The sequence below is a fragment of the Comamonas koreensis genome (genome assembly GCF_014076495.1).
Taxonomy (GTDB): domain Bacteria; phylum Pseudomonadota; class Gammaproteobacteria; order Burkholderiales; family Burkholderiaceae_C; genus Comamonas; species Comamonas squillarum.
Genome location: NZ_CP043575.1, coordinates 4,002,506 through 4,016,140, shown reverse-complemented (window position 1 = coordinate 4,016,140; position 13,635 = coordinate 4,002,506). Strand labels below are relative to the sequence as shown.

The 13,635-nt window shown below is 62.4% G+C and carries 15 protein-coding genes and 1 tRNA gene; 9 read left to right on the top strand and 7 right to left on the bottom strand.

Features of this window, described 5'->3' with window-relative positions:
* Positions 1 to 12: 12 nt before the first annotated feature.
* The 6 genes from F0Q04_RS18325 (at position 13) to F0Q04_RS18300 (ending at position 3,766) form a co-directional block, all read left to right on the top strand.
* Positions 13 to 603 (top strand): hypothetical protein, encoded by a 591-nt coding sequence (locus F0Q04_RS18325; RefSeq protein ID WP_182342804.1) that lies wholly within the window; start codon positions 13 to 15, stop codon positions 601 to 603.
* Between the two features lie 12 nt (positions 604 to 615).
* On the top strand, positions 616 to 1,410 hold the full coding sequence (locus F0Q04_RS24265; RefSeq protein ID WP_332839212.1) for a glycine-rich domain-containing protein: 795 nt from the start codon (positions 616 to 618) through the stop codon (positions 1,408 to 1,410).
* Between the two features lie 138 nt (positions 1,411 to 1,548).
* Positions 1,549 to 2,205, top strand: a complete 657-nt coding sequence (locus tag F0Q04_RS18315; protein ID WP_182342800.1) for an SGNH/GDSL hydrolase family protein — start codon at positions 1,549 to 1,551, stop codon at positions 2,203 to 2,205.
* A gap of 57 nt (positions 2,206 to 2,262) precedes the next feature.
* Positions 2,263 to 2,601, top strand: coding sequence for a hypothetical protein (locus F0Q04_RS18310; RefSeq protein ID WP_182342798.1), 339 nt, complete (start codon positions 2,263 to 2,265; stop codon positions 2,599 to 2,601).
* Complete coding sequence (locus tag F0Q04_RS18305) at positions 2,598 to 3,230, top strand: glycoside hydrolase family protein (protein ID WP_182342796.1); 633 nt, start codon at positions 2,598 to 2,600, stop codon at positions 3,228 to 3,230. Before F0Q04_RS18310 ends, F0Q04_RS18305 begins: the two co-directional genes overlap by 4 nt.
* Complete coding sequence (locus F0Q04_RS18300) at positions 3,227 to 3,766, top strand: hypothetical protein (protein WP_182342794.1); 540 nt, start codon at positions 3,227 to 3,229, stop codon at positions 3,764 to 3,766. The genes F0Q04_RS18305 and F0Q04_RS18300 overlap by 4 nt, the downstream gene beginning before the upstream one ends.
* Positions 3,767 to 4,078: 312 nt before the next feature.
* Here the strand turns inward: F0Q04_RS18300 and F0Q04_RS18295 are convergent.
* Positions 4,079 to 4,163, bottom strand: a tRNA-Leu gene (locus tag F0Q04_RS18295).
* A gap of 37 nt (positions 4,164 to 4,200) precedes the next feature.
* Between F0Q04_RS18295 and cysM the strand changes: the two genes are divergently transcribed.
* Genes cysM through F0Q04_RS18280 form a run of 3 tightly spaced genes read left to right on the top strand, consistent with a single transcriptional unit; the run spans position 4,201 to position 6,046 of the window.
* Positions 4,201 to 5,112, top strand: coding sequence for a cysteine synthase CysM (gene cysM / locus F0Q04_RS18290; protein ID WP_182342792.1), 912 nt, complete (start codon positions 4,201 to 4,203; stop codon positions 5,110 to 5,112).
* 47 nt (positions 5,113 to 5,159) lie between these two features.
* Entirely contained in the window at positions 5,160 to 5,786 is a 627-nt protein-coding gene (locus F0Q04_RS18285) for an NUDIX hydrolase (RefSeq protein ID WP_182342790.1), read from the top strand.
* A 32-nt stretch (positions 5,787 to 5,818) separates the two neighbouring features.
* Positions 5,819 to 6,046 (top strand): sulfurtransferase TusA family protein, encoded by a 228-nt coding sequence (locus F0Q04_RS18280; protein WP_027010629.1) that lies wholly within the window; start codon positions 5,819 to 5,821, stop codon positions 6,044 to 6,046.
* Positions 6,047 to 6,117: 71 nt separating this feature from the next.
* Here the strand turns inward: F0Q04_RS18280 and galU are convergent, their stop codons facing one another.
* The 6 genes from galU to F0Q04_RS18250 form a co-directional block, all read right to left on the bottom strand.
* Positions 6,118 to 7,005: a UTP--glucose-1-phosphate uridylyltransferase GalU gene (gene galU, locus F0Q04_RS18275; protein WP_182342788.1), complete on the bottom strand. Its 888-nt coding sequence runs from the start codon at positions 7,003 to 7,005 to the stop codon at positions 6,118 to 6,120.
* Between the two features lie 108 nt (positions 7,006 to 7,113).
* A complete protein-coding gene (locus F0Q04_RS18270; RefSeq protein ID WP_182342786.1) occupies positions 7,114 to 10,017 on the bottom strand; it encodes a valine--tRNA ligase in 2,904 nt (967 codons plus the stop codon).
* Between the two features lie 231 nt (positions 10,018 to 10,248).
* Positions 10,249 to 10,824, bottom strand: coding sequence for a YceI family protein (locus F0Q04_RS18265; protein WP_116925952.1), 576 nt, complete (start codon positions 10,822 to 10,824; stop codon positions 10,249 to 10,251).
* Positions 10,825 to 10,869: 45 nt separating this feature from the next.
* Positions 10,870 to 11,445 (bottom strand): YceI family protein, encoded by a 576-nt coding sequence (locus F0Q04_RS18260; RefSeq protein WP_182342784.1) that lies wholly within the window; start codon positions 11,443 to 11,445, stop codon positions 10,870 to 10,872.
* A gap of 43 nt (positions 11,446 to 11,488) precedes the next feature.
* On the bottom strand, positions 11,489 to 12,052 hold the full coding sequence (locus tag F0Q04_RS18255; protein ID WP_182342782.1) for a cytochrome b: 564 nt from the start codon (positions 12,050 to 12,052) through the stop codon (positions 11,489 to 11,491).
* A 293-nt stretch (positions 12,053 to 12,345) separates the two neighbouring features.
* Complete coding sequence (locus F0Q04_RS18250; protein ID WP_116925955.1) at positions 12,346 to 13,632, bottom strand: heme biosynthesis HemY N-terminal domain-containing protein; 1,287 nt, start codon at positions 13,630 to 13,632, stop codon at positions 12,346 to 12,348.
* Positions 13,633 to 13,635 lie beyond the last annotated feature (3 nt).

Genomic DNA, 13,635 nt, shown 5'->3' with positions numbered 1-13,635 from the left:
ACGGATGACCGTGTGAGTTTCAGCACCAAGGCCTTTGCGCTGGCGGCTTCTTATGAGCCGCAGCGGGTGGCGTTCAATACCGCTCTTGACCAGGTGTTCAGCAATTCCCAATGGGCGCAATCCAAAGCGCAGGAGGCGCAGGACTCCGCCATGGCGGCGAGCCAGTCGGCCAGCAACGCCCATGCCAGCCGTGTTGCTGTAGATGAAGCCGTCAATGATGTGAGAGAGGCATTGGATGCCATCAAGGCAGGTCCCGTTGCATCCGTCAACGGGCGCAATGGTGTTGTGGTGGGCTTGCAGGAGGCGCTGGTTCAGCGCGCCTCCACAGCTGCTGATAACGGGCAACCGCTGCTTGTGGGCTCGGAATACGCACTGTCCGCAGGCTCCGCATATAGCCGCCCTTTGCCTGCAGGTGTTGCAGGCAATCAGATCGTGCTCAACGGCACCGGTGGCTGGGCTGCAAGCTTTTTTACGCTGGGCCGGGCGAGCGCAGCACACACCATCAATGGCGTGGCAGATAACGTGTTGTTCGATTCCGATTCTGCTCGCCGAATCATCGCCTCCTGCACCGCTCCCGGTGCTTGGGTATTGTCCATTTCTTAACAGGATTAACCTATGCAAAATCTTTCGAGCATGATGAGCGGCGGCGGCAAGCTACGGTATCAGCGATTTACTGCGAGCGGCACGTTTGTGCCGAGTACAAAGCTACTTGCCAGTGGCGGGCAATGTCTTGTTCTGCTAATTGGTGGCGGTGGTGGCGGTGGTGCTGGCAATGCCGGTGGCGGTGGCGGTGCCGGGCAGCACAGTGAAGAATTGGTGACTGTGACAGGGAATGTCGCGGTGACTATTGGTGGCGGTGGCGCCGGGGGGGCGACAGAAGGGGCAAATGGCTCAAATGGAGGGAATTCCTCATTTGGGTCATTACTTATTGCTATTGGTGGAGGCGGCGGCAGCGGCGGTAGTTACAGTAATAGGCCTGGCCTTGCTGGTGGTAGTGGTGGGGGTAGCGGGTACGGAGCGCAATCCGGTGCTGGCGTGGGTGGCGGTGGTGGCGGAGCTTCCAGTGCTGGAGGAGGAGCTCTAGAAGGGAGTGGTAATTCTGTTGGCGCTGGTCTTTTCGGGTATCCAGGAGGCATAGGGAATTCAAACGCCACCGGTCGGAATCACGGGGGAGGTGGGATCAATGGCCGTGCTGGTGGGGGCGGCGGTGGTGGTTCGAGCGCAGGCTGGGCTGGGTTTGGTACGTCTGGTGGCGGTAACGGCGGTTACCCATCATCTCCCGCCCTTGCAGCCACTAGCGGCCGAGCAAACTCGGGTGGCGGAGGTGGTGGAGGCGGCGGTGCTACAGGCGTATCTCTGCCAGGGGGGGCAGGCGGATCCGGCTACTGCATGGTAGTTTGGACCGAATAGCAATTTAGTACGGTTCTGAGGAACGCTGTAACTGTGATATCAGCATTGCAGAGTTGGACATTGAATGTCTGTACTGCGGAGCTTTAGCAACGCTGCGTCCCATGCTTGCTACAACACATCATCCTTGTAACGATACACATGAATTTGAAAGAACTAATCTGCAAAATCCTGCGCAAATTTTGCGTTCGTTGCTGTCCCTTGTCGGTAGAACTGAACGGGGACAGCATTTTGTTTGGCTGGGGCTGCGATAGCACGCCAGCAATGCAGATGCGCGCACAGCGCCCTCGATGGACGCTGACGGACCGCAATGCCTGTGGTCTGCGGATGGCGGACTTCATGCAGGGTTACCAGGAGCCATTTCCTGATGCGCCGCCAGACATGTATCCCGCAGGTCCGCAGCCCGCATTCAAAGATGCCTTGCACCAGGCACAGGTGATAGTGCTTGGTCTGGGCCTGAACGACTCCTACGGCTATCTGTCGCCAGAGGCCTACCGGCAGCAACTGCTCGATGCGCTGGTGGTCATTCGCAGTGGGGGCGCCGTTCCCGTATTCACAGGTCTTGTGCCTATTCCCAGTGGTTACTACGACCCTGTGCAAGATGCCAATCTTCTGGCCTTCCAGCAAGTGATGCGCGAAGTGGCGGATGCGCAGTGTGTCATCCATGCGGGTTGGGACCAGGAGTACCAAGGCGAAGGGGACCTGCAGGACGACCATATCCATCGCAGCCAAGGCGCGACGGACCGCCTGGCGGCCCGCTTGATCGCAGCCATTGACCGCGCGGCAAAGCGCGTTTGACCTGGCTGTACCACCCATGACCCGCTTCGGCGGGTTTTTTTATTTTTAGGAGGCCTGATGCAAAGCACAGACATCAGCATGCCGATGGCCAAGGCGACCAGTGCGGTTACCTTGGCCACCGCTGCACAGACGGACATGGCGGACAAGCTGGTTCAGGCTGCCACCGTTAATACCAGTGCACAGAGTTGGCACTGGGTCAATTCAATTCCCTGGGGCACCATTGCCTCCATCGTGGCAGCGCTCTATACCTCGCTGTTGATTTGCGAGTGGTTCTGGAAAAAGCTGTGGCGTCCGGCTTTCGAGCGCTGGGGGTGGATGGCACCGAATAAGCGGCGAACCACTATGACCCTCGATGAATGCCAGCACATGAGTGAGACGCCAAGGATGGAGCCATGAGCCGCGTGCCCCATGCGCTGCGCGCGGGCCTGCTTGCTTTGGCTGTACTGCTGGCCGGTGGTGGCGGCTATGTGGTGGCTGAGCGCGACCAAGCTGCCGCCCAGGTGATGGCGGAGCAAAGTCATTACATCCAGGCCGTTGCGGCTGACGCTGACACTTCGGATGCCGCCAAGATCGCGATGGTCATGGGCAGCTATTACGAAAGCAGCTATCGCCACATCGGCAGGCCCTATTTTGACCAGCTGGGCAAAGGGGCGCCGCTGACGGTTTGCAATGGAATCACCGGGCCTGCAGTGGTGGCCGAGCGCTATTACTCACCGGCTGAATGCTATGGGCTTGAAAAGTCCCGCTACCTGGCATCCGAAGCCGCTGCAAAGCGGCTTTTTCGTTTTTGGGCGCAGTACACGGCGCTGCAGCAGGCGGTGTTTATCGACTTCATCCACAACAAGGGCGAGGCCGCTTTGGCGGGATCGACCTTGCTGCGCAAAGCCAATGCCGGTGATGTGTTGGGCGCCTGCCGAGAAAACCCGCGCTGGAACCGGGGTACGGTCAACGGTATGTCGGCGGTGCTGCCTGGTCTGCAGCGCCGGGGCGATGCCAACGGCGAGATTTGCGAGGAGGGCTTATGACCCTGAAGCTCCAGCTGATGCTGGCGGCCGTCATGGCCGCGCTGGCTTTCTCGACTGGCTGGGTGGTCAAAGGCTGGCAAACCGGCACCCGCCTTGCTGAGATGCGCGCTGATCAGGCGCTTGACCTGGCTGCACGCACCGACGCTGCCCGAAGTGACGAAGCCCACACCGCCCAATTGGAGAGCAAACATGCCCAAGATACCCTCTACAACGCTGACAAGCTGGCGGCCTTCAAGACGGGCATTGCTATGGATGTGCGTGCTGAGCTTGCTCGTGCTGAGCGCCTGCAGCGCAGCGCCGACCGCAGAGCCGCCACTTATCGCGCGCAAGCCCAGGCCGACACCGCTGCCCGCAGCGATCTTGCAGATAAAGCCGCAGCCCTCGACCGCCAGCTTGCAGAAGGCCTCGGCGTGGTCGCAGAACTCGGAGGTCATCTTAGGCGGCGAGACGCAGAAGTAGCTGCGCTGTGCAGCCAGGTCAATACCGAGCGCCAGCTTGGTGGCGATGAGAGTGACAAAGCCTGCACTCAGCCATGATCGGTTATGCAAAGAGCCTCCCTGGCGCCATCTGGTGCCGGGGAGGCTCTTTTTTTGTTGGTGGAGCCAGATAGATATGTGATGCCGACCTGCGTGTGTACGAGGCAGGCGCCGTTGAAGCGAGGAGACTGTTGCCGCCTCCGGCACCCCCAACACCAACCCAACAAGGGGCTTGCCCTCTGGTTAGAATGTCGGCTGCTATCGTTTTTAAACAAACGCAATCGGTTTCAACCGCGAACGCCTAGACATGCAGCACCCCGCACCAGACAAAGAAAAAGCCGCTAAGTTGTTTAAACTTAACGGCTTTGAATGTGGTGCCCGGGGCCGGAATCGAACCGGCACGCCTTGCGGCGGGGGATTTTGAGTCCCCTGCGTCTACCAATTTCACCACCCGGGCTGTGTCTGTATCGCAGCTCGCAATTATGGCACAAATAATGAGCTCCAAAAAATACCTAACGATTGAGGATGCGATTGGCAAGACCCCTTTGGTGGCCCTGCAGCGCATCGGTGCCGACTACAACGAAGCCCATGGCAATGTGGTGCTGGGCAAGCTCGAGGGCAACAACCCAGCTGGCTCGGTCAAGGACCGCCCAGCGGTGTCGATGATCCAGCGCGCGCAGGAGCGCGGCGAGATCAAGCCCGGTGACACCTTGATCGAGGCGACCTCGGGCAACACCGGTATTGCGCTGGCAATGGCTGCAGCCATCAAGGGCTACCGCATGGTGCTGATCATGCCCGAGGACCTTTCCATCGAGCGCGCGCAGACGATGAAGGCCTATGGCGCGCAGCTGATCCTCACGCCCAAGAGCGGCGGCATGGAATATGCCCGCGACCTGGCCGACAAGATGGTCGCCGAGGGCAAGGGCATTGTGCTGGACCAGTTTGCCAACCCGGACAATCCGCGCGCCCATTACGAGACCACCGGCCCCGAGATCTGGGAGCAGACCGGCGGCCAGATCACCCACTTTGTCAGTGCGATGGGCACGACCGGCACCATCACCGGCGTCTCGCGCTACCTGAAGGAAAAGAACCCGGCCGTGCGCATCATCGGCGCCCAGCCCACCGAGGGCTCGCGCATCCCCGGCATCCGCAAGTGGCCCGAAGAATACCTGCCCAAGATCTACGACCCCAGCGCGGTCGACGAGATGGTCTATGTGACCCAGAACGATGCCGAGGACATGGCCCGCAGCCTCGCCCGTGACGAAGGCATCTTTGCCGGCATCTCTGCTGCTGGCGCCTGCCATGTCGCCCAGGAAATTGCGCGCCGCGAACGCAACGCTACCATTGTGTTCGTCGTCTGCGACCGGGGGGACCGCTATCTGTCCACCGGCGTGTTTCCCGCCTGAGCACGCGCGCCGAGCGATGAGCGCTCGGTTGCCGGCATGAAAGCCCTATGCAATACGAAACGAAATTTTGCGTGAACTGCGCCACGGCGCTGCAATGGAAGGTGATGGCCGAGGACAGCGGCGAGGTGAGCCGACTGCGCTGCCCGGCCTGCGGCTGGACGCACTGGGGCAACCCCACGCCCGTGCTGGCCGCTGTCGTCGAGAACGACCTGGGCCAGGTGCTGCTGGCGCGCAATGCGCTGTGGCAGCCGGGCATGTTTGGCCTGATCACCGGCTTCATGGAGGCTGGCGAATCGCCCGAGGCCGGCATTGCCCGCGAGGTGCTTGAAGAGACGGGCCTGCAGACCCAAGCCCTGCGCCTGATTGGCTGCTGGGAGTTTTTGCGCATGAACCAGGTGCTGATCGCCTACCATGTGCGCGTGGCGGGCCGGCCCGAGGACGTGCGCCTGTCGCCCGAGCTGGTGGAGTACCAGTGGCAGACTGCGCAGGAAGTGCTGTGCTGGCCCTCTGGCACGGGTTATGCGATGGCCGAATGGGTCAAGAGCAAGGGCGAGCCGGTGCGCTTTGGCGCGTTCCGCCCCAACAACCCGAACCCGAACCCCGATCCCGCCAAATGGCCAGTCAATTATTGGGAAGAGGACGCGCGCTTTGTGGTCGCTCCCCGTTTGGACTGAGCAGGGTGGGTTATCGATAACGAATGAACACGATGGATATTGACCAGGAAGTGGATACGCGCGGACTGAACTGCCCGCTGCCGATTTTGAAGGCCAAGAAGGCCTTGGCCACCATGCAAAGCGGCCAGCTGCTCAAGGTGGTGGCGACGGATACCGGCTCGATCCGGGATTTCCAGGCCTTTGCCAAGCAGACCGGCAATGAGCTGGTGGAGCAGCAGACCGTGGGTGAGGAGTTCATCCATATTCTGCGCCGCCGCTAGGCGCCACACCCGCCACTGAAACACCAAGGCCTGCATCTGCAGGCCTTTGTTTTGAAGAGGTGGAGCGCCGATCAGATCTGCAGGTTCTTCAAAAAGGCGCGGAAATCATCGCCCACGTCGGGGTGCTGCAGCGCCAGCTCCACGGTGGCCTGCAAAAAGCCTTCCTTGCTGCCGCAGTCATAGCGCTTGCCGCTGTAGCGGTAGGCATACACGGTTTCGCTGTGCATCAGACGCTCTATCGCATCGGTCAGCTGGATCTCGCCGCCCACGCCCTTGCGCTGGTTGCGGATCTCGTCAAAAATGCCGGGGGTGAGCACATAGCGGCCGGCCACACCCATGCGCGAGGGGGCTTTTTCCGGGGCGGGCTTTTCGACGATCTCGTCAATGCGCATCAGCGGGCCGCCTGCGGGCTCGCCCTTGACGATGCCGTAGCGCTTGGTGTGTTCCAGCGGCACTTCCTGCACCGCCAGCAGCGAGCGGCCTTGTTTGGAAAAGGCGGCTGTCATTTGCGCCATCACGCCCGGGCCGCCTGGCGCGCCGGTCATCAGGTCATCGGCCAGCAGCACGGCAAAGGGCTCATTGCCCACCAGTGGCTCGGCGCAGAGCACCGCGTGGCCCAGGCCCAGCGAGCGGGGCTGACGTACAAACAGGCAATTCATGTCATCGGGGCTGACGCTGCGCACCAGGTCCAGCATGGCCTGCTTGCCGGCGTTTTCCAGCTCGTTTTCCAGCTCATAGGCGGTGTCGAAGTGGTCTTCGATCGCACGCTTGCTGCGGCCAGTGACAAAGATCATGTCCCGGATACCGGCCTCGTAGGCCTCTTCCACCGCGTACTGGATCAGGGGCTTGTCCACGACGGGCAGCATTTCCTTGGGCGATGCCTTGGTGGCAGGCAAAAAGCGGGTGCCCAGGCCAGCGACTGGGAAAACGGCTTTGCGGACACGGGTCGGTGTAGTCATAAATACTCGGGTGCTAGGACTTGGATGTGACAAAGGCGCAGCAAGCTGCGCCTTTGTGTGCAGGGCCAAGGGGCATTATGTGCTGATTTTTGCACGGCCCCGGCCGATTCAACCCAGGCGCTGGAGCTGCTCTTGCAGCTTGCTGAGCGAGGCACCAAAGTCAGCCACGCGCTTTTTCTCCTGGTCCAGCACGGCAGCGGGGGCCTTGGCGCAGAAAGCCTCGTTGGACAGCTTGGCGTTGGCCTTGGTGATCTCGCCTTCGAGGCGCTTGATCTCCTTGCCCAGGCGCAGCTTCTCGGCGTCCACATCCACTTCGACAAACAGCGCCATGCGCGCATCGCCCACCACCGACACGGGGGCATGCTGGGCTTCGGCCGCCCAGGCCGCTTCGTCGTCAAACACCTTGACCTCGCTCAGCTTGGCCAGGTTCTTGAGCACATCGGCGTTGGCGCGCAGGAAGGCGGCGCCCTCGGCAGAGCCGGCCACCGTCAGCAGCGGCAGGCGCTGCGCGGGCGACACGGCCATTTCTCCGCGCAGCGCACGGCAGGCATCCACCATCTGCTTGATACGCTCGACATAGGCAATCGCTGCGTTGTCGATCTTCTCGGGCTGGGCTTGCGGGTAGGCGGCAATCGCAATCGATGCGCCTTCGCGGCCGGCCACGGGTGCCACCTTCTGCCACAGCGCTTCGGTCACGAACGGGATGATCGGATGGGCCAGGCGCAGGATGGTCTCCAGCGTGCGGATCAGCGTGCGGCGGGTGCCGCGCTGCTGGGCTTCGTTGCCGGTCTGGATCTGCACCTTGGCGATTTCCAGGTACCAGTCGCAGAACTCATTCCAGACAAAGTCATAGAGGGTGTTGGCGACGTTGTCCAGGCGGAACTCGGCAAAGCCCTTGGCCACCTCGGCCTCGACCTTTTGCAGCTGCGAGACGATCCAGCGGTCGGGCTGGCTGAACTGCAGGTAGTCGCCCGTGGCGCACTGGTCCTTGCTGTGTTCCAGCAGACCGCAGTCATGGCCTTCGCAGTTCATCAGCACAAAGCGCGAGGCGTTCCACAGCTTGTTGCAGAAGTTGCGGTAGCCTTCGCAGCGCTTGCTGTCGAAGTTGATCGAACGGCCCAGCGACGCGAGCGCTGCAAAGGTAAAGCGCAGCGCATCGGCGCCATAGGCGGGAATGCCTTCGGGGAACTCCTTTTGCGTGTTCTTGCGCACCTGGGGCGCCGTCTCCGGCTTGCGCAGGCCCACGGTGCGCTTGTCCAGCAGCGGCTCCAGTGCAATGCCATCGATCAGGTCGACGGGGTCGAGCACATTGCCTTCGGACTTGGACATCTTCTTGCCCTGCGCATCGCGCACCAGGCCGTGGATGTAGACATGCTTGAACGGCACGCGCCCGGTGAAGTGCGTGGTCATCATGATCATCCGGGCGACCCAGAAGAAGATGATGTCGTAGCCGGTCACCAGCACCGACGAGGGCAGGTAGAGGTTGAAGTCGTCATCGGCGGCGTCGCCCTGCTCGGGCCAGCCCATGGTGCTGAAGGGCACCATCGCCGAGGAGTACCAGGTGTCGAGCACATCGGCGTCGCGGCGCAATACCTTGCCGGGCGCCTGTGCCTGGGCTTCAGCCTCGTTCTTGGCGACGTAGATGTTGCCTTCTTCGTCGTACCAGGCCGGTATCTGGTGGCCCCACCACAGCTGGCGCGAAATGCACCAGTCCTGGATGTTGTTCATCCACTGGTTGTAGGTGTTGACCCAGTTCTCGGGCACAAACTGCACCTGGCCCGAGGCCACGGCGTCGATGGCCTTTTGCGCAATGCTCTTGCCGGTCGGGTCCTGGTCACTGACCTTGCTCATCGCGATGAACCACTGGTCGGTCAGCATGGGCTCGATCACCTGGCCGGTACGGTCGCAGATGGGCACCATCAGCTTGTGCTTCTTGGTCTCGACCAGCAGCCCCTGGGCTTCGAGGTCGGCCACGATGGCCTTGCGCGCGACAAAGCGGTCCATGCCGCGGTATTTCTCGGGCGCCTCGTCGTTGATCTTGGCTTCCAGGGTCAGCACCACGATCATCGGCAGCTTGTGGCGCTGGCCGACCTGGTAGTCGTTCTGGTCATGCGCGGGCGTGACCTTGACCACGCCGGTGCCGAATTCGCGGTCCACATAGTCGTCGGCAATGATCGGAATCTGGCGGCCCACCAGCGGCAGGGTCACGGTCTGGCCGATCAGGTGCTGGTAGCGCGTGTCCTCGGGGTGGACCATCACGGCCACGTCGCCCAGCATGGTCTCGGGGCGGGTGGTGGCCACCACCAGCTGGCCTTCGCCGCTGGTCAGCGGGTAGGCAATGTGCCAGAGCGAGCCGTCCTTTTCCTGGTTTTCCACTTCCAGGTCGGACACGGCCGATTGCAGCACCGGGTCCCAGTTGACCAGGCGCTTGCCGCGGTAGATCAGGCCTTGCTGGTAGAGCTTGACGAAGGTCTCGGTCACCACTTTGGAGAGCTTGTCGTCCATGGTGAAGTACTCGCGGCTCCAGTCCACGGTATCGCCCATGCGGCGCATCTGCGTAGTGATGGTGTTGCCCGACTGCTCCTTCCACTCCCAGACCTTGGCGACAAAGTTCTCGCGGCCCAGGTCATAGCGGCTTTGGCCTGCGGCCTGCAGCTGGCGCTCCACGACGATCTGGGTGGCAATGCCAGCATGGTCGGTGCCCGGAATCCAGGCCGTGTTGTAGCCCTTCATGCGGTGGTAGCGGGTGAGCGAGTCCATGATCGTCTGGTTGAACGCATGGCCCATGTGCAGCGTGCCGGTCACATTGGGGGGCGGCAGCTGGATGGAGAAGTTGTGCTGCGCCGCGACCGATTCCGCATTGGGCGCACCGGTGCCGCGATAGCCGGCGTTGCCGTAGCCGCGCTTTTCCCATTCCGGGCCCCAATGGGCCTCGATGGCCGCAGGCTCAAAAGACTTGGACAGGCTATCGAGACCTGGTTGGGAGATCGGTTGGCTGTTGGTGTCGCTCATGGTGTGATCAATGGAAAACGGCACCACAGATCGAGATGCCGTTGGATAGCTTGGAATGAATAGGCTGATTTTAGCCCGCCTGCGGCCATGACCGGCCCGCGTGGGCTTGTGCCGCCGTTGGCGGCGGCCTCGCCCTGGGCGATGGCCATAAAAAAACTGCCAGGGGCCGTCAATCGGCCACTGGCAGTCTGTGCTCCTGTGCGGAGGATTTCAGCGTGGGTATCGGCTGGATTACTGCTTCACTGCTTCGATCTGCACGACCAGGCGCACGTTCTTGGCAGCGCCATAGTTCACACCATAGTCCAGGCCGAAGGCGGTGCGGTCAAAGGTGGTTTCGAAATCGCCACCGCAGACTTCGCGGTCCTGCAGCATCTTGTTGGGGTAGCAGTTGAACTTGCTGGCCTTGAAGGTGATGGGCTGGGTCTTGCCCAGCAAGGTCAGGTTACCTTCGACGGCGCTGAGCTTGTCGCCGTCAAACACGAACTTGGTCGACTGAAATCGGGCCTTGGGGTGCTCGGCCACGTTGAAGATGTCCTTGCTTTGCAGGTGCTTGTCAAAAGCGGGCGTGCCGGAGTTGACCGAGGAGGTGTCGATGCTGATATCGACCGAGCCGGTCTTGCCCGCGCGGTCCAGCGTCAATGTGCCTTCTTTTTTGTCAAAGCGTGCACGGTTGGTGCTGGCGCCGTTGTGGTCGATCTCGAAGGTCGCAAAGGTGTGCGTCGGGTCGATCGCGTAGGTGGCTGGCGCCGCGTGCACGGCACCGGCGAACAGGGAAGCAGCGGCCAGGGCCAACAGGGAAGTGCGCATCAGGAATCTCCTAAAAAAGAGGTTGAGAGAAAAGGGAACAACAGCTTAGATCTTGCCCACGCCGGTCAGGGCCAGCTTGAACTGCACCAGCACTTCGTCGGCCACCATCGAGGTGTCTTTCCAATCGCCATCACCGATGGCGTAGGTCAGGCGCTTCAAGGGCAGGGTGCCCGCTGCGGTGGTGGTCGTGCCCGACTGGGTCAAGGTGACGGGCAGGCTGACCTTCTGGACATTGCCCTTGATCGTCAAGGTGCCATCGACCTGGTACTTGCCGCCGCCCAGCGCCTTGACGGCAGTGGAATCAAAAGTGGCTTGCGGAAACTTGGCGACGTTGAACCATTCGGCCTTGGGCAGCTCGGCATCGGTTTCCTTGACGCCCATCGTGGCGCTGCCGGTATCGACCGAGAAATGGATCTTGCTGGCTTCGGGCTTGACCGTGTCGAAGGCGATCTTGGCATCGAACTTCTGGAAGTGGCCCTTGATCGGCACGCCCATCTGCTTGGCTTCGAAGTTGACGGCGCTTTGCGCGGGCACCAGCGCTTGCTGGGCCATCACAGGGGTGGCAAAGGCAACTGCGGTCAAGGCGGCAGCGAACAGGGCGGAGGGGGAGAGCTTGGACATCAGATCAGACTCCAGTAAAAAAAACGGTGCAAAACAGTACAAATCAGGAGGCGCGGCCGGGCAGCATACGCGAGAGCAGGCCATCGCGGTCGATCAGCTGGTGCTTGAGCAGCGCGGCCACATGCATCACCACCAAGGCCGCCAGCGTATAGGCAAGGTAGGCATGCCAGGGCTTGAGGGCTTCTGCGAGCTCCGGGCTCTTGCTCACCAGATCGGGCAGCGGCACCACGCCAAACAGCACGACGGGAAAGCCCGCAGCCGAGCTGTAGAACCATCCCACCAGCGGCACCGCGAAGAACAGTGCATACATCAGGTGGTGCACGCCGTGGTGGGCCACATGCTGCCAGGCGGGCATTGCGCGGGCGGTGGCCTCGGGCAGCGCCGGTGGGCGGTGGGTGAAGCGCCACAGGATACGCACGGCCGACAAAATCAAGATCGTCATACCGGCCCATTTGTGCCAGTTGAAGTACTTGAGGCGCGTAGGGGAGAAAGGCAGGCTGGTCATGTACAGGCCAAAGGCAAAGATACCAATCAGGGCCAGGGCCAAAATCCAGTGCAGTGCGATCGCCGTGCCGGTGTAGCGGGTGTTATTCGTCGTGGTAGCCATAAAAAACGCTGCAGCGGTAGGCCCAGCGGTATTGTTTGAAGCGAGTGTAGGAGCGGATCAACCGGTAGAAGTTCAGCCCGATTGATGGCGAAGTTCAAATTAATTGAATTGATTGATCCTCTGGTGGCGAGTTCCAGAACCAATCCACATTAGCATATGCCGAGCAGGCGCTAGCTCGCGCTGCTCACTGGTGCGCATACAACAGCGGGGGACCGGGACTTTGTATCGCCTTGTATACCGTGCTGGGGCACGGCGCCCTACACGGAGCCCGACGGGGCCTGACCGGGCCTGCCTTAGGCTTGCTCGCCGGCGAGGGCTGCCTGCTTCCAGGCATGGGCGGCCGCAGCGGCATCGCCCCGGTACTCGGCCTGCCGTGCCAGGTGCTGCCAGGCGCGGCGGCGCAGCGATTCCTCTTGCAGCGAAGGAGCCGCCTGCTGCAGCCACTGCTGGGCCTTGCCCCAGAGCTGGCGCTGCAGGCAGGCGCAGCCGGCCAGGTACTGCAGGTAGGGGTCATGGGGGCGGCGCTGCTGGGCCGCCTCAATGCGTGCCAGCCAGCTGGCGTCGAGCGCACCCATGCTGTCTTCGAGCACACGCACCAGGCGTTCGGCCTGCAGGCTGGGCAGGCCGTTGTTGCTGGTGGTGTAGCGCTCCCAGGCGGGCAGCAGCCACTCGCGCATCTGCTGCGGGTTGCCGCCCAGCTGCTGCAGGCGCCGCGCCGCGTGGATGCCCACTTCGGGCAGGTTGCGCTCGGCCGCATCCAGGTTGCGCCAGGCCTGCATCAGCTGCTCGGGGTCGTGGGCGTCGTTGATCAGCTCGGTCGCCAGGCCCTTGATGATGCTTTGCGCCGCAGCGGCCGAAAACGCGCGGTGCTTGGCCAGCAGGCGGGCGGTATCGAGCGCGGTCAAAGCCTGGCGCAGCTGGCGCGCGGCCTTGAGCTTGAGGCGCAGCGCCAGGGTGCGACGCGCCGCCCCCTGGGGCAGGCGCGCGAGCTGCTCGATCGCGCTGTGGGCATTGTGGTCATCGAGCGCCCATTGGGCCGCGCGCAGCTGGGTGCCTTCGGCCAGTTCGGGCTGGTTTTTGGCCTGGGGGGTGGCCGCTTCCTGCATCGCCAGCTCCCAGTGCTGGTCGCGCTGGGTTTGGTCCTGCAGCGCATGCGAGCTCTCAGCGGCCAGCACATGGCCCAGCACGCGCAGCTGCAGGCCGTTGGGGATGGCGGCGCCACTGTCCTGCAAGGCCTGCTCCTGGGCCAGTGCCGACAGCGCAGCCTTGCGGGCGCGCACGAAGCGGCCTGCTTGCAGCTGGGTCACGGCATCCAGCGCTGCGCCATGCATGGCGCGCTCTTTTTGCTGGATGCGCCAGCGCTTGGCCTGGCGCGGCAGCTCGAACATGGCGCTGACGCCGCGCAGCGCGCCGTAGACCAGCACAAAGGCCAGCAGCAGCAGCACGACGACCATGTTCAGCGAGAAATCGATGCGGTAGGGCGGCCAGTGCAGGGTCACGCTGCCCTGGTTGCTGCCGGCAAACAGCGCGGCGGCCACTGCCACGGCAAACAGACCGATCAACCAAAGTGCGGCTCTCATCGC